This is a genomic window from Streptomyces sp. NBC_01474 (assembly GCF_035918215.1).
In the GTDB taxonomy this organism is placed as follows: domain Bacteria; phylum Actinomycetota; class Actinomycetes; order Streptomycetales; family Streptomycetaceae; genus Streptomyces; species Streptomyces aureus.
This window is the reverse complement of the sequence record NZ_CP109449.1, coordinates 375,228-400,231: the sequence shown is the minus strand read 5'-3', so window position 1 is coordinate 400,231 and position 25,004 is coordinate 375,228. Positions and strand designations below refer to the sequence as shown.

Genomic DNA, 25,004 nt, shown 5'->3' with positions numbered 1-25,004 from the left:
TCGTATTTAGATGTGGGGGTGACCGGTACCCGTCACGGCGCGGATCGGAGGGTTGGGCTACTCGGTGCGGCGGCCGGTCAGCCCGATGAGGACCGGGCCCGTGGGTGAGGTCACCAGATCGGCGACGGTCAGGGCGTCGAGCGAGGCGTAGAACGCCTCCTGCGCGTCGGCCAGGGCGCGGCGGAGCCGGCAGGCCCCGCGCAGCGGGCACGGCGGGTCGCCGTCGCATGCGACGACCTCGCCCTGGCCCTCCAGTTCCCTTATCAGCCAGCCCACCGACGCTTGACGGCCCAGGCCGGTCAGCCCGAGCCCGCCGCCGCGGCCCCGCCGGGCTTCCAGTACGCCGAGGTGCTGAAGCCGGGTGATTGCCTTGGCCATGTGCGCGTAGGGCACGTCCATGGCCTCCGCCACCTCGCGGGTGGTGAGGGGGCCTGCCTGCTCGGAGACCGCCAGGCGCATCACGGCACGCAGGGCCAGATCGGTGAACTTCGTCAGCCGCATGGGGTGACGCTAACAAATACGCTTGCTACATACCTATTTGACGGCGCCTGTCAGTGGTGTGGATTACACCACGTGACGCTCGGCGCGCGCCGGGGGAGGAACGGTCCCGGCGGCGTAGTCACGAACGGGAGGGTGGCAGTACATGGCTGACGCACTCATCAAGCAGAGCGGCCCGACGGCCCCCGCGTCTCCCGGATCCTTGGCAACACCGACACTGCATCGCTAGCGGTCTGTTCTTGTTCTTGCGTGGCGTCCGGGACCGCCAGGGAGTGCTTACGTCAGCAGATCTACCGTGGAACTCCGGCTCGCGCTGCACCGCGATGCGTGGCTGCCCGCCGAGCGGGCCTCTCCCAGCAAGGATGTCAGTGGTTGCGGCCGGTGAGGAGGTCGCGTGCGCGGTCGACGAGTCCGGTGCCGGTGGCGACGATCTTGTTCGCGGGCGGGGTGGTCGGCGCGGCTGGGTGCGGCCGGGTGGGGGCAGTCTTCTTCGCCTTGCGGATCTTGTCTCCGAGTTCATCGAGCGCTTCGGGCGTGCAGGCGGCTTCGAGGAGGGGGAAGAGCCGGCTCTCCTCGTCGCGCACGTGGGCGCTGACCTCGAGCTTCAGCTTCGCGATGAGGTGGTTGAACAGGTCGTCGTCGGCTTCGCGGCCTTCGAGGTCTTTGAGGAGGCGTTCGACGCGCGCGTGGTCCTCGAGTTCCTTGTCCGCCAGGTCATCCCCGCCGTCCACGTACCTGCGGACGGCCGGGTAGAGGTACTCCTCCTCGGCGACGGAGTGACGGACCAGTTCAACGGTCAGATCGTCTGCCAGCTCCCGGCGCTGCTTCGCGCCCACGGGCTGGGCCTCGATCTGGGCGAACAGCGAGTCGACCTCTCGGTGGTCCGTCGTCAGCTCGACGATCACGTTTCCGCCGTGTCCCATAGCCGGTTCCTCCTCGGTGGATGGTGCTGCGAAGCAGCAGGGCCTTCGAACGTTCGCAGGCCGGTTCCCCCGAAGGGCGAACGACACGCAGTCGATCCCCCCGCTGCGCCGAGCGGCGCACCCTCATGGCCCTGCGGGGTTTCACGGGGCTGAGAGAGACGATTCGCGGGCCGCTTCCGCGCCCGGTTCGCAGAGCTGGCCGGCCGGCCGGCGGACTCTGAGGCCCCGGCGCGAAAGGCACGTGCCGCTTTACTGGCAGCAGGTTCCAGGACTGTCGAGGTTCACGGGGCAGGAGCTTTACCGTCCGTCGTCGGAGCGATGCCGACGGCATCTGGCCGAGCACCGTCGCCTTCTTGAATGGGCTGACGTAGGCGGTGGACCACGTTGCGCGAGACAGGGACGACATGGTCACGTTCTCGGTCTGCATGACCTCGCGCAGCCGCTCGTGACCGGACTCCCGGGTCTCCCCTGCTGGCCCGGAGGCGCTCCTGGGAGCGGATCACCCCGCCGGCCTTCTCATTGCGGCCCGCTCCACTCCGGGTGGCGAACTCGTGGGGGACTCACGTACCCGCCACGGCTTTCACCGGCCGCCACCCATGCCTGCGGCGTCGGACGAGCCCGGAACCTCCTCCGGCCCCAGGCCCGATCAGCGGCGGCGGTCCTCGGTCCTTTGCCGGCCGCGCCGCGTCGCCTGCCGTCGCGAGCCTGCGTACTCAGATCAGTCGGAAGGCGGCAGCAATGTGCCCAGCGGACCGAGGTCGAGGTTGAGGTCCTCCATGGCCAGCCCGTACTGGGCGCACAAATCATTCATTCGCTCATGAAGGACCATGAGCGTCGCCCCCAGGCGCTCCTCCTGCTCGTCGGTGAGATCTCCCTGATCGACCCGATGCAGCGCCTGCCGCTCCATGAGCTGGCGCAGTAGCTCTACCAAGGTGAGGACCAGCCTGATGAGGTCCCGTTCCACGGTGTCGGGGTCGGAGGAGATGCGACGCGCGGGTGAGTGTGAACGCCTGCCCGACGGTGACAGATCGCGAGGCGCTGCGGGCAGAAGCCGGAAGGCACGCTCAGCGGCCTCCGCGACCTCTTCACGGCGGCGGGCCGGCCCACTCTTGTGCTCAGCGGGAGGCTCGCGACCGTCCTCAGCCGCCATGGTCGCCTCCGGACGGCATCGTCTCAGCCCAGGGCGAGGGGTTCTTTGCGCTGATGGACACGATCAACGCCCTGAGCGAGACTCGCACCAGATCGATGTCGGCGATGGACAGTACGACGTCACCGGTGAGGACGACGCCACCGCTGAGCAGGCGGTCCAGCAGATCGATGAGCGCGACTTGCCGCTGCGCCAGTGGCTCGCCGGTGGGCGACGGTCCGTCGGGAGTAGTCATGGTCGCGGACCTGTCGAGGCATCATCGGTCTCGGCGGGTGGCATGGCGAAGGAGTAGGGGGCCCAGGGGCCGGTGACCTCTACACGAACGCCCTGCAGTCCGTCAGCGGCTCGCTCAACCTCGGCTCGGAACTCCTCACACTGAGCCAGAGGTACAAGGTATGCGTCATTGACGACGTTCTCGGCTGCTCTGTCGGCGAGAACGCCCTGCTGGACACGGTGGCGCGCTCTTTCGACGGCGTGCCTGCGCCCTACGTCCTCGACCACATCGGCAGCCTGCTGGGCAGCCTGGTAGACACTGTCCCGGACGCTCTGCTGTTGCCTGCGGCTGCGCAGGTACGCCCGTCCCGGGGACAGGTCTGCCCCTCGCCGGGGCTCAGCGGCGGCTGGGGCAGTGGACGGCTCGACATAGATCTTGACCCCCCATTCGACGTGCTCGGCCAGGCGCGCCAGGCGATCCGTGAACACGGCCTGCTCACCACCCAGGACGTCCTGTGCCCTGGTGTCGTCGAGATACACCGTTGCCAGACGCAGTGGAAGTACCGTCGTGTGGGTGGCCACGGCCTCGATGACGGAGTGGTGCGCGCGGGCGACCGCCTCGAGCCAGTCCAGGTCTTCCAGGCGTTGCTTGAGGGCGTCCTCCTGGAAGTCCTGCGCGGGCACGTGACTTGCCACGAGTACCAGGGTGTTGTCGTGGCTGCCGGGCACGAGGCGGACCGGGGCGTCGGCGACCCCGTTGAGCGCGGTGATGAGCTCCTCGAGCCGGTCGGCGTTGCGTGCCACGGCATACACGTATGTAACGAGGTCATTCATCGCGGGCACGTCCTCGTCGGCGGCTGTGACGTGGTTCGTCTGCCTCTGCTGCCTCTACCTCTGCCACCCCGTCCTCGTCTTCGTCCGCGCGTTCGTGCCCGTGATCGGGGAGCGCCTCGCGCTCGCGGAGCGCATCGATCTCGGCACGGAGCCGCCGGTTCTCCTCGGCGAGTGACCGATCGTCCCTGGCCCGTGACGACAGTGAGGGGTCGTGCTCCCACCAGTCGATGCCCATTTCCTTTGCCTTGTCGACCGACGCGACGATGAGCCGGAGCTTGATGGTCAGCAGCTCGATGTCGAGGAGATTTATCTTAATGTCGCCCGCGATGACGATGCCCTTGTCGAGCACGCGCTCAAGGATGTCGGCGAGATTGGCGGAAGAGCCCTGCCCGTACGGCGGAGCTGCTCTGGAAGGATAGGAGCCAGGCCTGCTGGCCAGAGGTTCAGTCACGATGGTGGCCTCGTGTTCCCTCGTCGTGCCGGGTCAGGGTTGCCCGCCCCGCCAATGCGCCCGGAACTCTTCCAGGCGGTCTAGCAGTTCGTCCTCACGTCGGTCGAACGTCTCCTCGTCGATCTGCCCCGCAAGCAACTGCCGCTCGAGCTCTGCGAGATCGGCTTGCACGGGGGCTGGGTCGTAGTACTCCTTCTCCGCTGCTTCCAGGACGCGGTCGACCGTCCATACGACGCCGCGCACCGGTGCGAGGGGGAGGGTGACGAGCTGCGTGAAGAGACCCATGACTACTCCTCAGACGAAACTGTAGGGAGGGAGAGGGGCGCTCAGCCGGAACTCGAAGTCATCGCCCAACTGATTCGCCACGCTCAACTCCGTGGTCAGAAAGCCCTCTTCTTGGTCCTCGGTCACAAGAAACGAGACGCTGAGGAAGTCCGATCCGGTCGGGGTTGAGGAGTCAAACTCTCGGGCGAAGGGGCGCAGGGCCTCGATCACACCTGCGGCCAGGGCCTCCTGACGTGTCTGTACCTCGTGGGCCACCAGCTCGCCGAGTTGGACGGGCGTATCCGGATTTGCCGTACCCGCGCGTATCTCGTCGTTGAGCTGCCGCGCCGTAGCCGAGTCCTCAAGGATCTCACGCAACAGGGCGTCCTCGTTCTGCGACGCCTTGAGGTGGTACTCGGTGCAACCCTCGAGTACGCGGAGTCTTTCCGCATACTCCTCGGCACGTTCCTCCAGAGCGGCTTGTACGGCTTCGTCGTCCGCAGCCATGAGCCCGAATCTCAGAGGCAGCACCGAGCCGTCCGCCATGAGCCGCTCCTGCACCGCTTGGTGCGCGTTGATGTCACGACGTTTGGGACGAAGGTCCTCTGGGGCGTCGCTGACGACAGCACACAGCAATCCGGCCTTCACTACGCGCAGCTCGGCCGCAGTCTCGCCGACTCCGTGGAGATCGCCGAGGCGCAGAGGGTGCTGCTTGCCGGTGATGGAGTAGATGTAAACGGCCATGCCTTACTCCTTCTCGCGGGGCGAGCCCTAGCCCTTCTCCCGTCGGGAGGAACGCCGGGCAGGCCGCCGTCGCCTCTCCACAGGTTCCTTTTCCTTCTCCTCGTCTTCAGCCTCGCCCTCGTCCTCCTCCTCTTCGTCGGAGTTACCCTCGGTGACACCCTTGACGGAATCAGTGATGGCTTCCACGGCGCCCGAGAGAGCGCCCTTGGACTTCCCTTTGGCCCCGCTCTCCATCGAATCGCCGACGATGTCGGTGAGCTTGCTCGGTGCTTTTCGTCCGGACTCGAGATCGAGACGGTTACACGCCTCTGCGAATCGCAAATACGTGTCTACGCTGGCCACGACGATGCGAGCGTCGATCTTCAGTATCTCGATGCCAACCAGTGAAACGCGGACGAAGACGTCGATCACAAGCCCGCGATCGAGAATAAGTTCCAGGACGTCGTAGAGGCTGCCGCCACTGCCACCGCCCTGCGCGACAGAGCCTCCACCTTGCGGCACCACAGTCATGGTGCCTCCCTTCACCGGCAATTCGGCTGCATCTCAGCCTCGCCGATCGATTTGTCCTCGGGTATAGCGGCGCGTCCTTTCGTAGGCCATGAGATCGCCCTCTTTGCTGAGAGTCACTCGGTAGCTGGCCATCACGCTGGTGGTTTCGGGGACGCGTTCCAATTCGAGTACCTCGACATTGGCTTCCCACCCGTCATCGGTGGGTTTCAGTGCAGAAACCGACTCTGGGGAACGCCCGAGCAGCTCCTGCAACTGCTCCGCTGCGGCACGCATAGCCCATGCGGCACCGCCCTTGCCTGAACGGTGTCGTGTTTCACCGCTGGCGCTCCGGGCGGTACTGCGGCCACCGGTGGAGCGCCGCTTGGCGGGTTCTGCCGGGGCCATGGTCACTCCCGTCGTCGCCGGTGCGGGCGCCAGATCCTCCTCGCGAACGTACAATTTCATCATATACGGCCACATCTCGCAGTGGTGGTGGGTGGCTTCGAGGAAGCCTGCCGGACGAGAGTGTGAGGCTTACGGGGGCAGGGTGCCGTGTGAGACGGCGCATGCGATCTCTCTCCTCGATCCGGGCTGGGCCGGAGGTGTTGGCCCTGAACGGCTCCTTACTCCTGCCCTTTCCGAAGGGATCCGCTTCATGAACGACACGACCAAGATCGCTCTTGCCGCCGCGGTAGCGGGCGGCTACGTGCTAGGGCGCACCAAGAAAGCGCGTCTCGCGTTCGGGGTGGCGACGTATCTCGCCGGACGCCGCTTCGGGCTCAATCCTCAGCAGCTCCTGACCCAAGGCCTGCAGAAACTCGGAGATGTTCCAGGGGTCGGCGAGCTGAACGAGCAGGTGCGTGGCCAACTGCTGGACGCGGGACGTGGAGCACTGGTTGCTGCGGCCGATCGTAGCCTCGTCAGCCTCGCTGACTCTCTCCATGAACGCACGCTGCGCGTCGGCGAGAAGGACGAGGACGAAGAGGAGGAAGGAGAGGAGCCGGAAGAGGAGGAAGAAGAGGAGCCGAAGGAAGAGGAAGAGGAAGAGCCGGAAGAGGAGGAAGGAGAGGAGCCGAAGGAGGAGGAAGAAGAGCCGGAAGAGGAGGAAGAAGAGGAGCCGGAGGAAGAGGAAGAAGAGGAGCCGGAGGAAGAGGAAGAAGAGACCGAGGAGGAACCACCGCGGCGCCGCCGTGCATCGAGGGCAAAGAGGACTGCTCCGACCAAGAAGCGAGCACCGGCGAAGAAGACGGCCGCGAAGAAGGCGCCGGCGAAGAAGACGGCCGCGAAGAAGGCGCCGGCGAAGAAGGCGGCCGCGAAGAAGGCGCCGGCGAAGAAGGCGGCCGCGAAGAAGGCGCCGGCGAAGAAGGCGGCCGCGAAGAAGTCGACTGCCAAGAAGTCGACTGCCAAGAAGACTGCTGCGCGGCGGAGGTAGGTCATGGCCACCACAGATCGCGGCGCCGACCGCGAAGAAGGAACGGGCCTGGAAATCCTGCGCGACGAGCTTGCCGCCTACCTTGGCGCACAGGCGGAGCACCTAGTCGAGCGTGCCGGGGACAAGCTGGAGGATATGACCGACCAACTCCTCGACGTAGCCGAGAACGGTGGGTCCCTCAGCGGAATCGGGGGGTCTCTCGCCGGCATCGGTGGACGCATCCTCAAGGGTGATTCCCCGCTGAAGGCGATCGTCGGCGAGAAGGCCAAGGACATGAAGGACAGCGTGGTGGGCAAGGTTAAACAGGTCTTCGGAGGCGGCGGCGGAAAGAAGTCCGGCGACACCAAGTCCATGAACATGGTCGAAGTCCTGGACGTGGGCGTTCCGATTCGCACCGCATACAACCGCTGGACCCAGTACGAGGAGTTCAGCAGCTTCACCAAAGGTGTACGCAGCGTCTCCAAGAACGACGAGACGACCAGCGACTGGAAGCTGAAGGTCGGCCCGTCGAGCCGCAGTTGGAAGGCAACCGTCCAGGAACAGGTACCGGACGAGCGGATCGTCTGGACCTCGGAAGGCGCGAAGGGCTCCACCCGCGGCTGCGTGAGTTTCCATGAACTGACGCCCACATTGACGCGTCTCGTGCTCGTCGTCGAGTACTACCCCTCGGGGCCCTTCGAGAAGACCGGGAACCTCTGGCGCGCCCAAGGACGCCGTCTGCGCCTGGACTTCAAGCACTTCCAGCGTTACGTCACGTTCGCAGACGAGGACGTCGAGGGCTGGCGCGGAGAAATTCGCGACGGCGAGGTGGTCCGGTCCCATGAGGAAGTTCTAGAAGAGGAGGAAGCGGCAGGCGAAGACGAAGCGGACGAGGGCACGGGCGAGAACGGGGAAGAGGAGTACGAAGACGAAGAGGGGCCCGAGGAAGAGGAAGAGTACGAAGAGGGGCCCGAGGAAGAGGAAGACGAAGAGGAGTACGAAGACGACCAAGAGTGAGCCCTTTCCAACCTGCGGGGTCTGTGAGCGAGTTGGGCCGCTGTACACCGCGAAGAAGCTCCAGGCAGACGGATTCACAACCAAGATCGCCCGTACTGCCAGGAGCTTCGCGGTGCTTGTCCATCCTTCGTCGATCGATCTGCCCAGCCGCGCCTCGCGGTACTGCCGGACGCGGAGCAACTCCGCGCCCGGCAGCAGGAGATCGGGACGCGATGGCGGCGCCTTCCGGCCGGCCGTCAGGCCCTGCTCTCCCTGGCCCACCTCAGATGCGGCGACACCTACGCCCAGCTTGCCGCCGGATTCCGCATTGGTGGCCACCCGCGCCCCGACTTTGGCCGAGGCGATAGCAACCATCCGCAGCAAACCGCTCGTGATCCTGAACGGCGCACTGCTGCCGATCGACCGGAGTGTCGCCGACACCCCGTACTACTCCCGGTAGGCAAAAGCACCACGGCATGAACGTTCAAGTCCTCACCGATCCGTTCGGCTGCCTGCCCTGGGCGTCACCCGCCCTGCCGGGATCCACCCATGATCTGACCGCCGCACGGCAGCACGCGAACATCGACGCGCTCGCCGGCGCCGACGTGAAGGGCTGGGCGAACAAGGCCTACCAGGCAGGGCCGCGGCGAACCGGGTACCGCTCCGCGTCGCTCGGCCCGGCAGCCCTGCACGACATGGACTCCGCGCGATGAGCGGGTTCCGGGATGTGGCGCAGGGCCGGATCGACACCGCGGGATCGTCGGAGATCTCCACGGATCCGCTGTCGGTGCAGGCGTCAACTTCCGGGTGAAGTACCGGAACATGCCTGCGTGTTGACGAGCGTGACCACATCTCGGAGGTCCTTGAGCCCACCTTGCCCGTGGCATTCGCGGCGAAGGCTGGGTCGCCGTGGATTTACCGCGTGCGGGACCCGGTGTCGGCGCTGTCATCAGCGCTGTCGTCGCCTGGGATGTGCACAGCGAAGACGTTGATGTTGATCTCGACCACGTCCAGCCCGGTCATTGTCTCCACTGCGTCGGAGACGTGGGTCCGCAGCTGACTGGCGAGTTCATGGATCGGCATCCCGTACTCGACTTCGATGTCCACGTCGATCGCGGCCTGCTTCTCACCCACCTCCACCTTGACCGCCCGGCTGAGGCTCGACGATGCGGACATCCGGCCGGTTACCGCGCCCAGAGCCTTGGAGGCACCCTTGCCGACTGAGTGGACGCCGTCCGTCTCGCGGATGGCGATCCCGGCGATCACGGCCACCACACTGTCAGCGATGGTCGTCGTGCCGCCCGCTTCAGCTGGTTGCGCGCTCCTTCTTGACGGGGTGCTCGCGATGGTGGGGCCAGGAGCTGTTCTCTCGCTTGCGTGCTCGATATCGGCCATGATTGCCTCACAGAGAGTTGCTGGCACAAGCGGCTCACGCGCTCGCTCGGGCCCCTGTTTTCACTCTGCGCTCGGCAACCACCCTCCGCCATTCGAGTGGTCAATTCCGCGCTGCGTCGATGAAAGGCCCCGACTTTCGAGCCCGCTGTGCCGAGGCGGTGCTTGACGGTTCACAGAGATTTCCGAATGTCTCGGCTCTCGGCACATCCTCCAGGGGGCTGTGCTTCTTTCAGCGGTGATGGCCGTGGCAGGCAGTCGCTCACCCGTCGGGTCCTGGCGATCACGCCGATGCGTGTGGCGACCTTTCCGCGAAGGGCGCGAACTCTTCGCTGAGGATCGCGCGCTGCTGTCAGGAGGGCGGCCGTGGGCGTGGTCGGGGGCAGGAGGGAAGACCGCGGAGATCTTGGGTGGAGCCGGGTCTGCGCCGAGACGGATCGATCGGGAAGCCGAGGACCTTCTATGGAGCAGCTGTAGCGTCGCGTACGAGGCGCTACAGTGATGTCATGGCGAAGAAGCAGATCAACGTGCGGGTCGACGAAGCGGTGTACGTGGGCATCGAGGAACGTGCGGCCGCCGCGGGCATGGAAGTCAACGAGTACGCCCGCCAGCTCCTCGCCGACGAGGCCAACGACTTGCGCCACCGTTTCCTCGTCGCCGGCGACCATTTCGTGGGCGAGCCCTCTCTGTCAGCCTTGGGTGAGACGTTCCGCTTCGGCGGGTTAGCCTGAGAGGGCACGACAGGAGAACCACCCCCTCATGACCAGCACCAAGCCCGCCGGATCCGACCCGGCTCCCAGGCCAAAGCGCCGTTCCTTCAGCCCGGAGTACAAGCTGCGGATCGTGGCCGAGTACGACGCCGCACCCAGGAACGAGAAGGGCGCGGTCCTGCGCCGCGAGCGCCTGTACCACTCGCATGTCAAGGAATGGCGGGCTGCGCGGGACGCCGGGGCCCTGGAAAAGCTGGTCGACAAGCGCACCAGCCCGGCCCGTCCGAAGAAGTCGGCCGCCGAGGCAGACAACGAGAAGCTGCGCCGCCAGGTGGAACGGCTGGAGAAGGAACTGGCCCGGAACAAGGCCGCGCTGGAAGTCATGGGAAAAGCTTCCGCGCTCTTGGACATGCTCTCCGAGAGCGCGGACTGAAGCCCGCCGCCGACCCTGTCGTGGACGAGGCGTTCACCGGCGTCGAGGCTCAGCTGGGCATCACGGCCACCTGTCGGCTGACCGGCCGCTCCCGCGCCACGCACTACCGCCGGCTCCGGCCCCCGCCACCACGCAGAGCACGCGCCCCGCAGGTGCAGCCGTCGGCCCTGACGGCCCAAGAGCGGGCCGCGGTACTGGAGTTGATGAACGGCGACGAGTACGCCGAGCTGGCGCCCGCGCAGATCTGGGCCCGCGAGCTGGATGCCGGGCGCTATCACTGCTCCGTCTCGACGATGTACCGGATCCTGCGCGAGCAGGATCAGTCCGGCGAGCGCCGAAGACAGGCCACCCATCCCGCCAAGGCAGTGCCCGAGCTGGTCGCCACCGGGCCCTCGCAGGTGTTCACCTGGGACATCACCAAGGCGTCCGGACCGGTCAAGGGCATCTGGTATCACGCCTACGTGATCATCGACATCTTCAGCCGGTACATCGTCGGCCACACCGTCGAGCGGGCCGAATCGGCCGTGCGGGCCGAGGAGTTGATCCGCGAGACCATCGCCCGCAACGGCATCGTGCCCCAGACCGTGCACGCGGACCGCGGCACCTCGATGACGAGCAAGAAGGTCTCCCAGCTGCTGATCGATCTGGGCGTGACGCGGTCGCACTCGCGGCCGAAGGTCTCCAACGACAACCCTTACAGCGAAGCCCAGTTCAAGACCACGAAGTACATGGCGGACTACCCCGAACGGTTCGATTCGCTGGCCCACGCCCGCGAGTGGTTCGACGCGTTCATCGCGTACTACAACCACGAGCACCGGCACTCGGGCATCGGCTGGCACACCCCCGCCTCCGTCCACTTCGGAACCGCCGAAGAGGTCCGCGACCAGCGCGCGGTCACCCTCGCCGAGGCATACGCCCGCCACCCCGAACGCTTCGGCCGCCGCCCCCGACCACCCGAGATACCCCAGACCGCCTGGATCAACGACCCGGCCAAACGCCAGGAACCCGCACCACAAACCTCATAGCGTCACGACCGTCTCACTGGACTTGAAATCTTCCGAGTGGGCCGACCACTTCGACGACCGCTTCGGCACCGACGGTCATGGCGCCGCCCCCGCCCGCAAAGACGGTCGCGCCGCGTGATCGTCCACATCGACCGGGCCTGGCTCCTCGACCTGGCCCACCGCATCCTGCCCGACGACCCGGAAGTCACCGACTTCGGCAGTCTGCAGGCCGCCGTCGCCCGGCACACCGACAAGGTGATGGACGTCTACGTCTACACCGAGCCGCACCACCGAGCGGCAGCACTCATGCATCAGCTGGTGCGGGTGCCCGCCCTGGAGGCGCGTAACAAGCTGTTCGCAGCCGTCGTCGCCGCCGCCTACCTCAGTGCGTCAGGCCTGTTCGTCACCGTCAGCGCCAAGACGGCCGCCGACCTCGCCGCGCGTATCGACCGCGACGCCCTCGACGTGCGCAGCGCCGCTGCGGAGATCCGCACCTGGACGCGGAACTGAGAGCCAAGACCATGGCGCTGGGGGAAGGGGGGAGCGAGTTGATCTCAAGCACCCAAACCTGCCTCAGATCCGTCCTGATGCCGAGGGCGTGACACCACACCACTTGGACGAGGGGCCGTTCGCTCACGATCGGCCCCTCGTGCACCGTGACTACCGTCCACCCCCGAGCGGCGGCCGGATGTGTGACCAGGGAGCGGCCTCCTCGTAGGCCGCGCAGGTGTCGAGGAGCTGGGCGTCGGCGAGATGTCGGCCGATGAGGTGGAGGCCGACCGGGCGGCCGTCTGCGGTCAGGCCGGCGGGGACGCTCGCCGCGGGGAGGCCTGCGAGGTTGGCGAGGGGCGTGAAAGACGTCCAGTGGTCGGCGTCGACCATGCGGCCGTCGATGACCTCGGGCCCGTGGAATCCCAGCGGGAATGCTGCGGTGGACACGGTCGGGGTGACGATCAGGTCGTAGTCGGCCATCAGCTGGGCGAGCCGGTTGACGACCCGCTTGCGCATGATGTTCGCGTCGGTCAGCTGCTCGGCCGTCCACGGGGTGCGGAGGAATGCGAGCAGGCGTGGCGACATCGTGTCGCCGTACTGTTCGGCGAGGGCGCGCAGGCCGGTGAGGTCAGTGTCGGCGGCGATGATGGCGCCGAAGGTCTCTTCGTAATGGGGGAGTCGGAAGTCCGGCTGTTCGATCTTGGCGCCGAGGTCGCGCTCCAGAACCGACACGGCGGCGTCCGTGATGTGGCGCACCTCGGGGTCGACCGCGATCCGGCCGAGGTCGGGGCTGTAGGCGACGCGCAGTACGGGAACCGGGCGGCGGGCGGTCCACTTGACATCGCCGCAGGGGATGGAGTGCCGGTCGCGGGGGTCGGGCCCGGCCAGGACGGACAGGACCAGTGCCGCGTCCGCCACGGTGCGGGACAGCGGGCCGATGTGTTCGATCGACTCCCAGCCGGAGACGCCCGGGTAGCGGTCGTCCCGGCAGCCGGGGTAGACGGGCACGCGCCCCATGGACGCCTTGAAGCCGAACAGGCCGCACAGCGCGGCGGGGATACGGATGGATCCGCCTCCGTCGCTGCCGAGGGCGACCGGGCCGAGCCCCGCGGCGACGGCCGCTGCGGAGCCGGCACTTGAACCGCCGGGCGTGAGGTCGGTGTTCCAGGGGTTGCGGGTGGTGGGGAACAGAGGGTTCTGGCCCACGGGTCCGAAGCCGAATTCGGAGGCGTTGGTCTTGCCGAGCACGACCGCGCCCGCGGCGACGGCGCGCTCGACGACGATGTCGTCCTCGTCGGGTACGAAGTCGCGGTACGCGGGGGAGCCGGAGGTGGTGTGAATGCCCTTGGTGGAGATCAGATCCTTGACCCCGAGCGGGACGCCGGCGAGGGGGCCGGGATCCCTTCCGGCAGCCAAGTCGTCGGCCACGCAGCGGGCTTGGGCCCGCGCGCGGTCAGGGACGAGGGTGCAGAACGCGTGCAACTGCGGGTCGACCGCCTCTATGCGGTCCAGGACCGCGTCGATGACCTCAATGGGGGACAGGTCACCGGAACGCACTCCGGCGGCTGTCTCTGTGGCGGTCAGGTCGCAGATTTCGTCGCGTTCCGCGGCGTTCACAGGGGTCTCCTTCTGTGTGGGGGTGGCTGGTTCAGGTGCGGCCGGTAGGGGCGGCTCGCGATGCCAGGGGCCGATCGGCCCGCCGGCACGGTGCATCAAGTCCGGCGTGCGCTTGCTACGCCGGTGGGGCGGTGTCCGGGTGTGGAGCGGTGAGCCTGCGGCGCATGACCGTTTCGGCGACTGCGTACACGCCCGCCGCCGTGATGATGCCGACCACTGGGTCCACGAGCTCGGGGAGCGTGTAGTGAGTGATCGCCGCTGCGGCCGCTCCGGCTGCCCACGAGGCGAGGGCGGTGGCCCGGTATGTGCCGGCGGGCCGGTTGCCCATCCGGGCTCGCAGCAGGCGATCGGTGATCAGTACCGCTCCGATCGGTGGGACGAAGACGCCGAGCAGGTTGAGCCAGTTGAGGAAGTAGCCCCACACCCCGCTGAGGGCGAACGCCACACCGACGGCTCCGAGGACGAGGGTGAGGGATCGCATCCGGACCGGGGTGAGCGCCGACCAGCCGACGGCACCGTTGTAGAGGCAGTGGGAGGCGACGGAGCCGAGGTTGACGAAGACGAAGAGCACGGCGAAGGCCGTGAGCAGGGTGCTGTGACCGGTGAGCAGGTTGAGGAATCCGCCGCCGTCGGTGGCGGGGTTCGCGGTGCCGCCCACCGCCACGATGAGGCCACCGGCCGCGTTGGCAAGGAAGTTGGCGAACGGGAAGGCGGTGAGAGTGGCGAGGACTGCCGACCGGCCGTCCTTGGACCAGCGGGTGAAGTCCGCCGTCATGGTGCCCGAGTCGGCGAATCCGGCGATGACGATGGCGACGGCGCCTCCGAAGCCGAGGGCGGTGCCCGCACCCCGGTATCCGAAGGTGTCCGCGAGGGAGGTGTGCGCGTCCAGACCGTAGGCCAGGGCCACCACTGTGAGTACGAGGAACAGGGGCATGGCGATCATCCCGATGAGGGAGAGCGCACGGATCCCGGCCATCGTCAGGAGTGTGTACAGGACGCCGCCGACGGCCGCGCCCGCCAGGGCGGACCAGCCGAGGGCTCCGCTGAGGGTGGTGCCCGTGAGGCCGACCTGGAAGGAGAACCAGCCGATGACGACGGTGGCGAGCAGCCCGGCGGGCAGGTTGCGGCCCCGGCTGCCGAAGGTGTCGGCGGTCAGTAGAGCGAAGTTCTTCCCGGTGCTGCCCGCTTGGTGGCTGAGCGCACCGACGTAGGAGAAGAGCACCAGGTTGCCGACCAGGATGGCGAGCAGCCCCTGGGGCAGGCCGAGGTTGTAGACGATGACCCCGCCGAAAACCGCGCTGCCCAGGTTCATCGGGAAGCCGAACCAGGTGGCGGCGACGGACAGCAGACTGCGGCGGGCCGACGCCGGGACGGGTGTGTGCTCGTACTCCTCGGAGTGGGACGTGGGGCGGGCGTTTCCTTCGGGCCTTGCGGGTGCTTCGGGGCGGTGCGCTGTGGTCATGACGCCTCCGTGCTGGCAAAAGAGACCTGAGGACGGTGGGGAGGTACGCGAGCGTGCGAAAGGGGGAACACGTTGCATGGGCCGGCTGGGGTGACGAGTGCTTCACCGCCAGCAGGTCAGCCTCCTTGACGTCGGCGTTCTGCGTTATGGCATGCCAAATAATGTGGGCGCTTCAGGTGCGCGTCAAGAGTTTGGTATACCGTAACTGAAGGATTTTACGAGGCGAGTTGAGCCGAAACGGAACCGAAACCAGCCCCATACCCGGCGGGAACGACGGCCCAGGCGAGCTCACGGGCGGCTCTGCCGGCTGCAGAGTCACGCGCACGCTCCCTCCCGGCTGCGGACGCTCGTTGTGGCTTCGCGCGCGGCGCGCCACATCACGCGTGCGCGTCCGGCTCGCACTTAAGGTGACGCCCGGAGGTGGAAGATGCGAGTCGGGTTGCACGCGCTCGGTATCAGTGACGGTGCCCGTCCCGAGGTGATCCGTACGGTGGCCACAGCCGCAGAGACGCACGGCTTCGCGAGGCTTTGGTGCGGCGAGCACGTCGTGCTCGTGGACGCGCCCGCCTCGCGCTACCCCTACTCCGCGGACGGCCGGATCGCCGTGCCCGCGGACGCGGACTGGCTGGACCCGCTGCTCGCCCTGACCTTCGCGGCAGCAGTCACCAGCCGGATCGAGCTCGCCTCCGGCGTACTCCTGCTGCCTGAGCACAACCCGGTCCTGGTCGCCAAACAGGCCGCCACACTCGACGTGCTCTCCGCCGGGCGGTTCAGCCTCGGGGTCGGGGTCGGCTGGTCAGCCGAAGAATTCGCAGCGCTCGGAGTCCCCTTCGCCAAGCGCGGACGGCGCACCGAGGAGTACCTCGCCGCGATGCGCGCCCTCTGGGCCGAGGACCCGGCCTCGTTCACAGGGGAGTTCACCCGCTTCGACGCGATCCGGGTCAACCCGAAGCCGCTGCGCGGCGGCCGGCTCCCGGTCGTGGTCGGCGGCAACAGCGACGCCGCCCTGCGCCGCGCGGCCACACTCGCCGACGGCTGGTACGGCTTTAACGTTCCGGTGGCCGACGTCCCGGCGCGCATCGCCGTTCTCGCCGATGAGTGCGCCCGCCACGGTCGCGCCTTTGACGAGCTCACGGTCGCCGTCGCGCTGAGCGACGGCATCCCGGAGCACCTCCCCGCACTCGATGCGGCGGGCGTCACCGAACTCGTCGTCGTCGGCGCACCTCCGCCCGCTCCCGACGCGGCAGCCGCCTGGGTAGCGGAACTCGCCCGGACCTGGATTCGCCCTGAGGGATAACCAGGGCCGGCCGGTGCACCAGCCGCAGCCGTCACACGCCCGCAAGTCGTCTCCCAGGGGACAGGATGGCTGGCCTGGGCCTCGACGGGCGCGCCACTTGGTCGTGCAGCAGGTAGAAGGTCCGAAGGCTCGGCCATGTGGTGTGGCGCTGGACAGCGGAGGTCGGGGGACGGGCCGACCTCCCGTGCCCGGCCGGTCTCGTTAAGGTCTGGGCCTGGAGCCGGCGGAGACGGACGCTTCCGACGCGGGGTTCGTGGGGGACACGATCTGGGACATGAAGACGGCCGCCAGGGCAGGTGTGCGCGCCGTGGCCGTGCTGTGCGGCGGCATCCCGCGCACGGACCTCGAAGCGGCAGGCTCCGCGGGAGTCCACGACGGTCCTGCGGACCTCCTCGCCGGGCTGGACACGAGCGTCTTCGCCCAGATGGAACGCGCACAGTGCTGTCGCACGGGCGGACCTGCTGGAAATGCGTTCGGTGCCCCTGCAGCAGGGAACTGGGCCCGCCGTGCCGTCAGGGCACCGAGCAGGGCGTAGATGTCCGCCCTGCCCGCCGGTTGCGCGGTTCGCAGGGCCAAGCCCGACCGTCACCCCAGGTGACCCAATTGGAGGCAGTGAAGGGACGCGGCCCAGCGGGCGGGTTCGTCCGTCGCGGGCCGGTGCACCGCCGTCCAGGCGACCGAGCAGCACGACGATCGCGCCGGAGACTTGGAGCTCACCGACATTCGCACAGGTCAGGCATTGATGCTGTCTCCACGACTCCGAGGGGGATTGGGAGAACGCCAGCCGGTAACTCGCGGGGAGTGACACATTTCGGACCGACTACGGCAACTCGGCGCGCGCCATGATGTTCGCCGTGGGCTGCACCCAGGCCCAGCGCTGCCACACCAACACGTGCCCCACTGGCGTCACGCCGCAGGTTCCACGGCGTATCCGCGCACTCGACGTCGGCGACAAGACGGCGCGCGTGAAGCGCCTCCAGGAGGCGACGGTGGCCAGCGCGCTGCAGATCATGGCCTCCATGGGCGTGAGCGCTCCCTCGCAGCTGCGTCCGCACATGCTCCACCGCCGCATCGACCCCTACACCGAGCACTCGTACGCCGACCTCTACGAGTGGCTCGAGCCCGGCCAGTTGCTCGCCGAGCCCCCCCGACACCTGGGCGGCCGACTGGCACGCGGCCGACCCTGACGGCTTCACCGTCTGATCGGCGGATCCCGTGGCACGAACCGTGGCCCGTGTCATCTTGGACGCGCAGAGTGAACTGGGCATGCGCCAGGTCTTCGGCGTCGTCGGCGACGCGCTCGATCCGCTCTCCGACACCATCCGCACCACCGAGGACGTGGGAAGGGTGGCTGCCGGCATGCGGAGGCGGCCTCGTTCGCCGCGAGCGCGCAGTCGAAACTCGGCGGCGCACCCGGAGCCGCCTCCGGCAGCGTCGTGTGCGTGTCGACGGTCAGCCGACGCGGCCCGTCGACCGACAGGGAGATTTCGCTATGCATCGCCCGAGGGTTCCCTGCGCTCCCTCCGCTCAGAAGGTGCGTGGCAGCAGCCTCTGCCTGGCGTGCCGCAGTGATGGTCTCTGGGCAGTGGCTCCCAACTCCGAGGCCAATAGCGTGATCCGCTGCCGTCCCATCCGGTTCGTATCGGCTCAGTTCTCTGTGCCACGCCCGAGGCGGGTATCCCATTCGGATCGAGGCGGTCCGGCGACCTCCACGTGGGCCGGACGCAGCAAGTGGTCACCAACTCGGTACCCGGGGCAGAGCACGTGTGTGCAGGTCAGCCGGTCGGCGTCCGGGGAGACATGGTGGGCCACGGCGTCGTGGAGGGTGGGGTCGAACGCGTCTCCCTTGTCGCCGAACGACTGAAGGCCTAGCGAGCCGAGTTGGCTTCGCAGGGAGTCTGCGATCTCCTTCAAGCCCGGCGTGATCGGCTCGTGTTCACACGTGCGGTCTACGGCATCCAGCACGGGAAGGAGCGCGCGAAGAACGTTGGTGACGGCGATCTCCCGCACGGCCATGCGATCGCGCCGCACTTGCTTGCGGTAGTTGTCGTACTCCGCCTTCACCCGCTGCAGGTCGGCCGTGCGCTCGTCGAGCAGGCGCCGCAGCGAGAGGTCTGTGACCGGCAGTCGTTCCTTCTCCATGGTCAGCCCGCCTCGGGCTTGTCGTCGTCGACGATCTCGGCGTCGACGACGTCGTCGTCAGCGGCCTTCTGCCCGTCACCCGGGGCACCGGCCTCGGGACCGCCCGTGGCCTGCGTGCCCTGGGCGGCGGCGTACATGGCCTGGCCCAGCTTCTGCGAGACGGCGGCGGCCTTCTCGGTGGCGGTGCGGATCTCGGCCGTGTCCTCGCCCTTGAGCTTCTCCTTCAGCTCGGTGAGCGACTCCTCTACTTCGGTCTTGACCTCGCCCGGGACCTTGTCCTCGTTGTCCTTGAGGAACTTCTCCGTCTGGTAGACGAGCTGCTCGCCCTGGTTACGGGTCTCGGCGGCCTCGCGGCGTCGGCGGTCTTCCTCAGCGTGCTGTTCGGCTTCGTGCACCATGCGGTTGATGTCTCCCTTGGGCAGGGCGGAGCCGCCGGTGACGGTCATCTTCTGCTCCTTGCCCGTGCCCAGGTCCTTCGCGGTCACGTGCATGATGCCGTTGGCGTCGATGTCGAAGGCGACCTCGATCTGTGGGAGACCACGCGGGGCCGGCGGCAGACCGGTGAGCTCGAACATCCCGAGCTTCTTGTTGTACGCCGCGATCTCGCGCTCGCCCTGGAAGACCTGGATCTGTACGGACGGCTGGTTGTCCTCGGCCGTCGTGAAGATCTCGGAACGCTTGGTCGGGATCGTGGTGTTGCGCTCGATGAGCTTCGTCATGATCCCTCCCTTGGTCTCGATGCCGAGGGACAGCGGGGTCACGTCGAGGAGCAGGACGTCCTTGACCTCACCCTTGAGGACACCGGCCTGCAGGGCGGCGCCGATGGCGACGACCTCGTCCGGGTTCACGCCCTTGTTCGGATCCTTGCCCGTGAGTTCGCGGACCAGCTCGCTCACGGCCGGCATACGCGTCGAGCCGCCCACAAGGATCACGTGGTTGATGTCCGACAGCTTGACGCCGGCGTCCTTGATCGCGTTGTGGAACGGCGTCTTGCAGCGCTCCAGGAGGTCGGACGTGAGCTGCTGGAACTGGGCGCGCGTGAGCTTCTCGTCCAGGTGCAGCGGGCCCTCGGCGGACGCCGTGATGTAGGGCAGGTTGATCGTGGCCTCGGAGGACGAGGACAACTCGATCTTCGCCCTCTCGGCGGTCTCCCGCAGGCGTTGCACAGCCATCTTGTCCTTGGACAGATCGACGCCGTGACCGTTCTTGAACTGCTTGACCAGGTGGTCCACGATGCGCTGGTCCCAGTCATCACCGCCGAGGCCGGTGTCGCCGTTGGTGGCCTTCACCTCGATGACACCCTCGCCCATCTCGAGGAGCGAGACGTCGAAGGTGCCACCACCCAGGTCGAAGACCAGCACGGTCTGGTCGTTCTCCTTGTCCAATCCGTACGCCAGTGCCGCGGCCGTGGGCTCGTTGACGATGCGCAGGACGTTCAGACCGGCGATCTCGCCGGCCTCCTTGGTCGCCTGCCTCTGGGTGTCATCGAAGTACGCCGGGACGGTGACCACTGCGTCGGTGACGTCCTCGCCCAGGTAGGACTCGGCGTCCCGCTTCAGCTTCTGCAGCACGCGCGCGGAGATCTCCTGCGCGTTGTACCGCTTGCCGCCGATGTCTGCGTCGTCCGGAAACCGCCAGCCGTGGTCTCCCATGTGCCGTTTCACAGAGCGCGCGGTGCGCTCCACGTTCGTCACGGCCTGTCGTTTGGCCACCTCGCCGACGAGCACTTCCCCGCTCTTGGTGAAGGCCACGACCGACGGGGTGGTCCTGGCCCCTTCCGTATTGGTGATTACGGTGGGCTCACCGCCCTCGAGGACCGAGACCACCGAGTTCGTCGTGCCGAGATCGATACCGACCGAGCGCGCCATCTGCCTCTCCCTCCTCCGTCGTGGTTGACAGCGTCCCGTCGCACCCTCCGCCGGCACCGGGCCGGCCCGTTCGCCGCAGGAACTCGGGAGGGAGCTTGGAGAGTGAATCGAGTACCCATGCTTCGGCGAGCCACACGACCCGCCCCGGATGTGAGGGTCACGCTTCCGCGACTGCCCATGCCGCGGCGCTCGCCCGGCGGACTCGTGGGCTGCCCCAGACCGGCGGTGGCCTTGCTGGTCAGGACCGTGGCCACGGTGGAACTGCCGACGTGGCACTGCCTGCGCCGCCAGTGGTCAGCCGCGAAATGCGGCAGGCCGGGCCCCGACCTTGGGCTGCAAAGCGGGCGGTACCGGGGCACCCGGGGCCCTTAGGCCGTCCACGTGCCGTCGGACGCCTGGAGTCCGCTCCCCGCTCCCGAGCCGGCCGTCTTGCCCTGTCAGGTCAGGCCGGAGACAACGGTGCGTCGGCCGCGTAGGAAGTCATCGTCTCTTTGCGTGTGGGGCTCATGACGCCTGGTTTCGAGTCTGCGCGTGGGGTCCTCGCTGACGTGAGCGCATACTTACGTGCTGCCGGTGCCCTGATCATGCTGTTGCGCTGGGTGAGAGGCAACGCCGTCATGAGGCCCGGGTATCCGTGCTTGGTGAGGTGGCGCTCATGACCGGGGCGGGGCGAGCAGGGCCCGGACGCCTTTACTTGTGAGGATCACGCCGTCGTGGTGGCCAGGGTCGATGAGCAGTGCCAGGTCCTCGTCGCTGGGCCAGTTGGCTGCCAGCAGCCCAAGCTGTATCTGGTGACTTTCGAGAATGTCGGGGAGTGCCTGGCCCATGCGCTCTGCCGATGTGAAGACAGGGACGGCGCGAAGGCGTGGCGGGTCATCGATCACGGGAAGCGTCAGTCCGCCGTCTTCCGAGTGGTCGTGAGTCTCCAGTTCGGTAGGTTCAGGAACGAGAATGTCGCACGCGGCCAGTGTGTCCAGCGCGGCCAGGTCATCGGGTGCGCGGTGGAGGTCGCGTAGGGCGTCCTGGGCGGCGGCCGCGAACAGTTCCTCGGGGATGCTGTTGTCACACATCATTTGTCCCCTCGTGGCTCCGAGTGGGCCGCCCGACGTGGGTTCGCCGGGTGGGGGTCTGCCGTCTCCGCTCCGGTACCCAGGAGTGATCTAACTATGCGGCACCATCGTGTCGGCGGCGAGGACAGGCCGTCACGCCGGCGATGGGAGAGGAATGTGTGCTCCGAGCCGCGAGATGCCAGTGACTGCTGAGGCCGACAGCGGGCATCGCCCTCCGCACGGGCGGGTGCGGGACCCGCACTGCGCCATCGCAGGCAAGATCGGGCTGAGGCGCCCGGCCTGCTGGACTGCAACGGGCGTGACTTCCAGCGGGCGATCTGAGGTCCCGGCCTCTTCGCTCCTCGACCGGAGTCCCCGGTCAGCACAGGCCGCGACGAGCGCTTCCCCAGCCATGACATGAACGTGCCGCCGCACTTCGACGGACGCACGGGGCATCTGAGCCAAGATCAAGTCAGCCCGAGCCGACAAATACTCACCGACGGCGAGTTCGAGGACATGTTCATCACCGGCGTCATCGTCGAACACGTCGGAGAGGGCAGCGACGCGTCTTCGGCAGCAGCGGCTACACGTCGGCGTATGTAGCCGCATCACGCTCTCTCGCCGCTCACGGATCACCGCGCTCCCTGACGACGTCGGTCAGATTCTTGTCGACTCATAGCCCCAGGTAGCGAGGGTGGCGCAGCATGCCGCCGCGCGGCCACTTCGAGACTCGACCTTGAGGCGGAAGTCGAAGTGCATCGTGCTCGCGTCGTGGATCTGCACCACGAACGTGGGCTCCTCGCCCATCGCCGGTGGCGCCTCGTCCTTCATCGCGCGCTCGCCGCTCGGCTCAGCCGTCCGGTCGAAGTGCCGCTTCCCGCGATAGGTCCGCAGTTTGTCCTTCTCGCTCACGGCAGCTACCGCCTTCGGGGTCGCGGGTCCGCTGCGGTCGAGTACCCGTGATCATCACGGACACACGACGCTCGGGCCAGTGTGTGACGCCGTGGAATCCATGAGTGCGTGGGGGTTCCGGGCCGGCGGCGGTCTGTCGGCGGAAGGAGCAGATGCGCGAGGCCGGCGAGGCAAGGGCGTGTGTGCCGGCGTGGCCCTCGGGTACCCGTGCGCTCCAGAGGCGGGCGTGCCTGCTCGTTCTCGGTGACCAGATCGAAAAGGAGGGCCCTGCCACGGGCACGGTGGAAACGTCATCACGGAGCTGACAGTCGACCATCGCGAGGTGGACGAGCTGTTCATCCGCATCGAGGCGCAGCCGGCCCGGGACACCCGACGCCGCGAGCTGGTGGATGAACTGACGGTCGAGTTGGTACGGCACTCGGTCGCCGAGGAGCAGTACCTCTACCCGGCGGTGCGTGAACACGTCGACGGCGGCGACGCTTTGGCGGACAAGGAGCTCGAGGACCATGCCGAGGCGGAACGGCTGCTCAAGGATCTAGTGCTGCCCCGCGCAAGTTCGTGGAGGGGTGTTGGGCCTGATCAGGCGGTCTTGAGTGGGCTGCCGTCATAGGTCCACCTGAACGGCTTCGCGGTCTCGTTGCGGCCGATGACGTAACTCTCCAGCTTGTCGATGAGGTCATCGCGGCTGGAGAAGTCACCGTGTCGCAGCACGCGGCGGGTCAGGACGGAGAAGAACAGCTCGATCTGGTTGAGCCAGGAGGCGTGCGGCGGGGTCCAGTGCACGTGCCAGCGCGGGTGGTCGGCGAGCCACGCCTTGGTGTGTTTGGCGGTGTGGGAGGAGCCGTTGTCCAGCACGACATGGATGTCCTGGTCTGGGGCGATGACCGTGTCGAGCTGGTCGAGGAAGGCGGTGAACGTCGCTGCGTCGTTGCGGGCGATGATCTCGGTGAGGACCTCGCCGGTGCGCACGTCCAGGGCGGCGACCAGCGAGGCGGTGCCGTGGCGGCGGTACTCGAACTCCTCGCGAGCGGGCTCGCCTGGCCTGACGGGACGACCGGGGTGGCGCCTGGCGCGGGCGGCGATCGCGGTCTTCTCGTCGATGGACAGCACCACCGCCCCTTCAGGTGGGTCGCGGTACAGGTCGCACACGTCCGCGACACGGTCCCAGAAGTCAGGGGTGTCTCGGCGGGTGAGCCAGCCGCGGACCCGGTGCGGCTTGAGGTCCAAGTCGGCCAAGATCCGGCCGACTTGGGAGGCAGAAATGGTGGCGAAGACAGTGCCGGCGACCTGGGCGGCGATCGTGCGGTGCGACCAGGTCGCTTCCGGGTGCGGGGGCACACTGGTGGCGGCGGCCACGATCGCCACCGTCACCTGGGGCCCGTATGCCTTGGGCCGGCCCGAGCGGGCGGCGTCCTTCAGCCCGTCCCGGCCCAGAGCGGCGAACCGTCCGCGCCACTTACGGACCGTGTTCACGCTGACCGCCAGGTCCCGCGCGATAGCCCCATTGCTCAGGCCCTCACCCGCCGCCAGCACAATCCGCGCCCGGAGCACCGCCCGCACCTGCGCTTTCAGGGAGACCGCTGTACGGATCAGACACTCGCGCACCCTCTCGTCCAACTCCACCACGACCGCCTCGACCATCCCGGCCACACCCTCGCCCACCCCGACCAAAGTGATGATCATGGCGTATGCGGGGGTAACCCAGCAGGATGGACCCGTGCCGAAGAATCCGCCCGAGTCCATGCAGGATCACCTGCGCCACCGTCTGAACGTCCGCGCCAAGGAACGCTGGCCCCAGCTCGCCCGCGTCCAGGTGCGCTTCCGCTCCGGATTCGCCTACGTGGCAGGGGAACTGCCGGGCGAGGAGGAACCGCTGCCGCTGTGCCGCCTGCGCTTCACCGGCGTCCTGCACACCTGGGGCTTCGCCCTCTACCTCGCCAGCCGAGGCAAGTACGAGGACAACTTCCTGCCCACCGGACTGCCCTTCGGCTCACCCGAAGACGCCCTGGACTGCGCCTGCGGCTTTTACCTCGGCGACCCGACACCCTGATCAACACCCCTCCACGAACTTGCGCGGGGCAGCACTAGAGGGCCGCGACAGCGACGACGATCAGTTCGACACGCTTCTTGCAAAGGTCAACTTGACCCGGCCCTGAAGGCAATGCCGCGTAGTTAAGGACCGGGCACGGCCGTCAACTTGATCAGCGCCGTCGTTGCGGGCGGGATGCGTATGGGAAACGGGACCTCTGCTACAGCGGTGAAGCCGTCCAAGGTCTTCACGCTGAGCAGGGGTCCCGTTGTCCGAGCAGTCTGCCATGACCAGTTTCGTCCGCACCATCACCGTTGCGAGGGGTGTCTTCGCACCGGGGCATCTCGGGGAGTTGACGCAGTACCTGCCCTTCGAACTGGTCGACGACGTGCTGGCGAGGTCGCGGGCCGTGCAGGGCAGGTTGCGTCTGCTGCCTTCCCGGGTGGGGGTGTACTTCGTGCTGGCTCTGGCCGTCTTCCCGGCCGTCGGCTACCTGGGGGTGTGGGGCAAGCTGGTCGCCGGGCTGGGCCCGCTGGCTCCGGTCCGTCCATGCGAGGGGTGAGCCGGCGCGGGCCGAGGCCGTGGACCATCGGCGCCGATGGCGACGCCGTCGAGTTGCTGCGCACG

At 67.7% G+C, this 25,004-nt stretch carries 27 protein-coding genes and 4 pseudogenes; 13 read left to right on the top strand and 18 right to left on the bottom strand.

Annotation, left to right across the window (positions count from 1 at the left end; all coding sequences use genetic code 11):
• Positions 1 to 57 precede the first annotated feature (57 nt).
• From OG758_RS02010 to OG758_RS01965, 10 genes are all read right to left on the bottom strand, one after another.
• Complete coding sequence (locus OG758_RS02010) at positions 58 to 501, bottom strand: RrF2 family transcriptional regulator (RefSeq protein WP_326708302.1); 444 nt, start codon at positions 499 to 501, stop codon at positions 58 to 60.
• Positions 502 to 863: 362 nt separating this feature from the next.
• The gene (locus tag OG758_RS02005) at positions 864 to 1,421 is read right to left on the bottom strand and encodes a hemerythrin domain-containing protein (protein ID WP_326708301.1); all 558 of its coding nucleotides are present in this window, start codon (positions 1,419 to 1,421) and stop codon (positions 864 to 866) included.
• A 718-nt stretch (positions 1,422 to 2,139) separates the two neighbouring features.
• Positions 2,140 to 2,571 carry a gas vesicle protein K gene (locus tag OG758_RS02000; RefSeq protein WP_326708300.1) on the bottom strand — a complete coding sequence of 144 codons (432 nt, stop codon included), beginning with the start codon at positions 2,569 to 2,571 and terminating at the stop codon, positions 2,140 to 2,142.
• Positions 2,561 to 2,803 (bottom strand): gas vesicle protein, encoded by a 243-nt coding sequence (locus OG758_RS01995; RefSeq protein WP_326708299.1) that lies wholly within the window; start codon positions 2,801 to 2,803, stop codon positions 2,561 to 2,563. Before OG758_RS01995 ends, OG758_RS02000 begins: the two co-directional genes overlap by 11 nt.
• Entirely contained in the window at positions 2,800 to 3,615 is an 816-nt protein-coding gene (locus tag OG758_RS01990) for a GvpL/GvpF family gas vesicle protein (protein WP_326708298.1), read from the bottom strand. The genes OG758_RS01995 and OG758_RS01990 overlap by 4 nt, the downstream gene beginning before the upstream one ends.
• Complete coding sequence (locus OG758_RS01985; protein WP_326708297.1) at positions 3,608 to 4,066, bottom strand: gas vesicle protein; 459 nt, start codon at positions 4,064 to 4,066, stop codon at positions 3,608 to 3,610. Before OG758_RS01985 ends, OG758_RS01990 begins: the two co-directional genes overlap by 8 nt.
• A gap of 33 nt (positions 4,067 to 4,099) precedes the next feature.
• Complete coding sequence (locus tag OG758_RS01980; RefSeq protein WP_326708296.1) at positions 4,100 to 4,351, bottom strand: gas vesicle protein GvpG; 252 nt, start codon at positions 4,349 to 4,351, stop codon at positions 4,100 to 4,102.
• A 9-nt stretch (positions 4,352 to 4,360) separates the two neighbouring features.
• A complete protein-coding gene (locus tag OG758_RS01975) occupies positions 4,361 to 5,074 on the bottom strand; it encodes a GvpL/GvpF family gas vesicle protein (protein ID WP_326708295.1) in 714 nt (237 codons plus the stop codon).
• A gap of 27 nt (positions 5,075 to 5,101) precedes the next feature.
• A complete protein-coding gene (locus OG758_RS01970) occupies positions 5,102 to 5,584 on the bottom strand; it encodes a gas vesicle structural protein GvpA (protein ID WP_326708294.1) in 483 nt (160 codons plus the stop codon).
• 33 nt (positions 5,585 to 5,617) lie between these two features.
• On the bottom strand, positions 5,618 to 5,968 hold the full coding sequence (locus OG758_RS01965) for a gas vesicle protein GvpO (protein WP_326708293.1): 351 nt from the start codon (positions 5,966 to 5,968) through the stop codon (positions 5,618 to 5,620).
• On the opposite strand from OG758_RS01965, the gene OG758_RS01960 reads away from it, so the two are divergent.
• The 3 genes and pseudogenes from OG758_RS01960 to OG758_RS01950 all read left to right on the top strand — a co-directional run.
• Entirely contained in the window at positions 5,967 to 6,995 is a 1,029-nt protein-coding gene (locus tag OG758_RS01960) for a histone protein (protein WP_442810244.1), read from the top strand. The genes OG758_RS01965 and OG758_RS01960 overlap by 2 nt on opposite strands.
• Positions 6,996 to 6,998: 3 nt before the next feature.
• Positions 6,999 to 7,991, top strand: a complete 993-nt coding sequence (locus tag OG758_RS01955) for an SRPBCC family protein (protein WP_326708292.1) — start codon at positions 6,999 to 7,001, stop codon at positions 7,989 to 7,991.
• Positions 7,992 to 8,103: 112 nt separating this feature from the next.
• Positions 8,104 to 8,605: pseudogene (locus OG758_RS01950) on the top strand (transposase family protein); the annotation flags it as partial.
• A 280-nt stretch (positions 8,606 to 8,885) separates the two neighbouring features.
• Here OG758_RS01950 and OG758_RS01945 read toward each other — a convergent pair.
• Positions 8,886 to 9,365, bottom strand: a complete 480-nt coding sequence (locus tag OG758_RS01945) for an Asp23/Gls24 family envelope stress response protein (protein ID WP_326708291.1) — start codon at positions 9,363 to 9,365, stop codon at positions 8,886 to 8,888.
• A gap of 503 nt (positions 9,366 to 9,868) precedes the next feature.
• Here OG758_RS01945 and OG758_RS01940 point away from each other — a divergent pair.
• The 4 genes from OG758_RS01940 (at position 9,869) to OG758_RS01925 (ending at position 12,019) form a co-directional block, all read left to right on the top strand.
• The gene (locus tag OG758_RS01940) at positions 9,869 to 10,093 is read left to right on the top strand and encodes a plasmid mobilization protein (protein WP_326708290.1); all 225 of its coding nucleotides are present in this window, start codon (positions 9,869 to 9,871) and stop codon (positions 10,091 to 10,093) included.
• 28 nt (positions 10,094 to 10,121) lie between these two features.
• Positions 10,122 to 10,505 (top strand): hypothetical protein, encoded by a 384-nt coding sequence (locus OG758_RS01935; RefSeq protein WP_326708052.1) that lies wholly within the window; start codon positions 10,122 to 10,124, stop codon positions 10,503 to 10,505.
• A 20-nt stretch (positions 10,506 to 10,525) separates the two neighbouring features.
• Entirely contained in the window at positions 10,526 to 11,530 is a 1,005-nt protein-coding gene (locus OG758_RS01930) for an IS3 family transposase (RefSeq protein ID WP_326708051.1), read from the top strand.
• Positions 11,531 to 11,644: 114 nt separating this feature from the next.
• Positions 11,645 to 12,019, top strand: coding sequence for a fic family toxin-antitoxin system, toxin component (locus tag OG758_RS01925; protein WP_326708289.1), 375 nt, complete (start codon positions 11,645 to 11,647; stop codon positions 12,017 to 12,019).
• A 150-nt stretch (positions 12,020 to 12,169) separates the two neighbouring features.
• Here OG758_RS01925 and OG758_RS01920 read toward each other — a convergent pair whose 3' ends face one another.
• Positions 12,170 to 13,618 carry an amidase gene (locus tag OG758_RS01920; RefSeq protein WP_326708288.1) on the bottom strand — a complete coding sequence of 483 codons (1,449 nt, stop codon included), beginning with the start codon at positions 13,616 to 13,618 and terminating at the stop codon, positions 12,170 to 12,172.
• A 115-nt stretch (positions 13,619 to 13,733) separates the two neighbouring features.
• Positions 13,734 to 15,080: a purine-cytosine permease family protein gene (locus OG758_RS01915; RefSeq protein ID WP_326708287.1), complete on the bottom strand. Its 1,347-nt coding sequence runs from the start codon at positions 15,078 to 15,080 to the stop codon at positions 13,734 to 13,736.
• 427 nt (positions 15,081 to 15,507) lie between these two features.
• Between OG758_RS01915 and OG758_RS01910 the strand changes: the two genes are divergently transcribed.
• The 3 genes and pseudogenes from OG758_RS01910 to OG758_RS01900 form a co-directional block, all read left to right on the top strand.
• Positions 15,508 to 16,377, top strand: a complete 870-nt coding sequence (locus OG758_RS01910) for an LLM class F420-dependent oxidoreductase (RefSeq protein WP_326708286.1) — start codon at positions 15,508 to 15,510, stop codon at positions 16,375 to 16,377.
• Positions 16,378 to 16,651: 274 nt separating this feature from the next.
• Positions 16,652 to 16,912: a hypothetical protein gene (locus OG758_RS48795; protein WP_382061736.1), complete on the top strand. Its 261-nt coding sequence runs from the start codon at positions 16,652 to 16,654 to the stop codon at positions 16,910 to 16,912.
• 283 nt (positions 16,913 to 17,195) lie between these two features.
• Positions 17,196 to 17,580, top strand: a pseudogene (locus tag OG758_RS01900) (glutamate synthase-related protein); the annotation flags it as partial.
• Between the two features lie 444 nt (positions 17,581 to 18,024).
• On the opposite strand, the gene grpE reads toward OG758_RS01900, so the two are convergent.
• The 4 genes and pseudogenes from grpE to OG758_RS01875 all read right to left on the bottom strand — a co-directional run.
• Positions 18,025 to 18,519, bottom strand: coding sequence for a nucleotide exchange factor GrpE (gene grpE / locus OG758_RS01890; protein ID WP_326708285.1), 495 nt, complete (start codon positions 18,517 to 18,519; stop codon positions 18,025 to 18,027).
• A 2-nt stretch (positions 18,520 to 18,521) separates the two neighbouring features.
• Positions 18,522 to 20,387, bottom strand: a complete 1,866-nt coding sequence (gene dnaK / locus OG758_RS01885; protein WP_326708284.1) for a molecular chaperone DnaK — start codon at positions 20,385 to 20,387, stop codon at positions 18,522 to 18,524.
• A gap of 653 nt (positions 20,388 to 21,040) precedes the next feature.
• Entirely contained in the window at positions 21,041 to 21,457 is a 417-nt protein-coding gene (locus OG758_RS01880) for an SseB family protein (protein WP_326708283.1), read from the bottom strand.
• A gap of 708 nt (positions 21,458 to 22,165) precedes the next feature.
• Positions 22,166 to 22,348: pseudogene (locus OG758_RS01875) on the bottom strand (DNA polymerase ligase N-terminal domain-containing protein); the annotation flags it as partial.
• 292 nt (positions 22,349 to 22,640) lie between these two features.
• Between OG758_RS01875 and OG758_RS01870 the strand changes: the two are divergent.
• Positions 22,641 to 22,958 carry a hemerythrin domain-containing protein gene (locus OG758_RS01870; RefSeq protein ID WP_326715769.1) on the top strand — a complete coding sequence of 106 codons (318 nt, stop codon included), beginning with the start codon at positions 22,641 to 22,643 and terminating at the stop codon, positions 22,956 to 22,958.
• Here OG758_RS01870 and OG758_RS01865 read toward each other — a convergent pair.
• Complete coding sequence (locus OG758_RS01865) at positions 22,928 to 24,031, bottom strand: IS630 family transposase (RefSeq protein ID WP_266569624.1); 1,104 nt, start codon at positions 24,029 to 24,031, stop codon at positions 22,928 to 22,930. The two genes, OG758_RS01870 and OG758_RS01865, sit on opposite strands and share 31 nt — an antisense overlap.
• A gap of 34 nt (positions 24,032 to 24,065) precedes the next feature.
• Between OG758_RS01865 and OG758_RS01860 the strand changes: the two genes are divergently transcribed.
• Together OG758_RS01860 and OG758_RS01855 are read left to right on the top strand one after the other, a co-directional pair.
• Positions 24,066 to 24,398: a hypothetical protein gene (locus OG758_RS01860; protein WP_266569625.1), complete on the top strand. Its 333-nt coding sequence runs from the start codon at positions 24,066 to 24,068 to the stop codon at positions 24,396 to 24,398.
• A gap of 247 nt (positions 24,399 to 24,645) precedes the next feature.
• Positions 24,646 to 24,933 (top strand): annotated as a pseudogene (locus OG758_RS01855) (transposase domain-containing protein); the annotation flags it as partial.
• Positions 24,934 to 25,004: the final 71 nt, after the last annotated feature.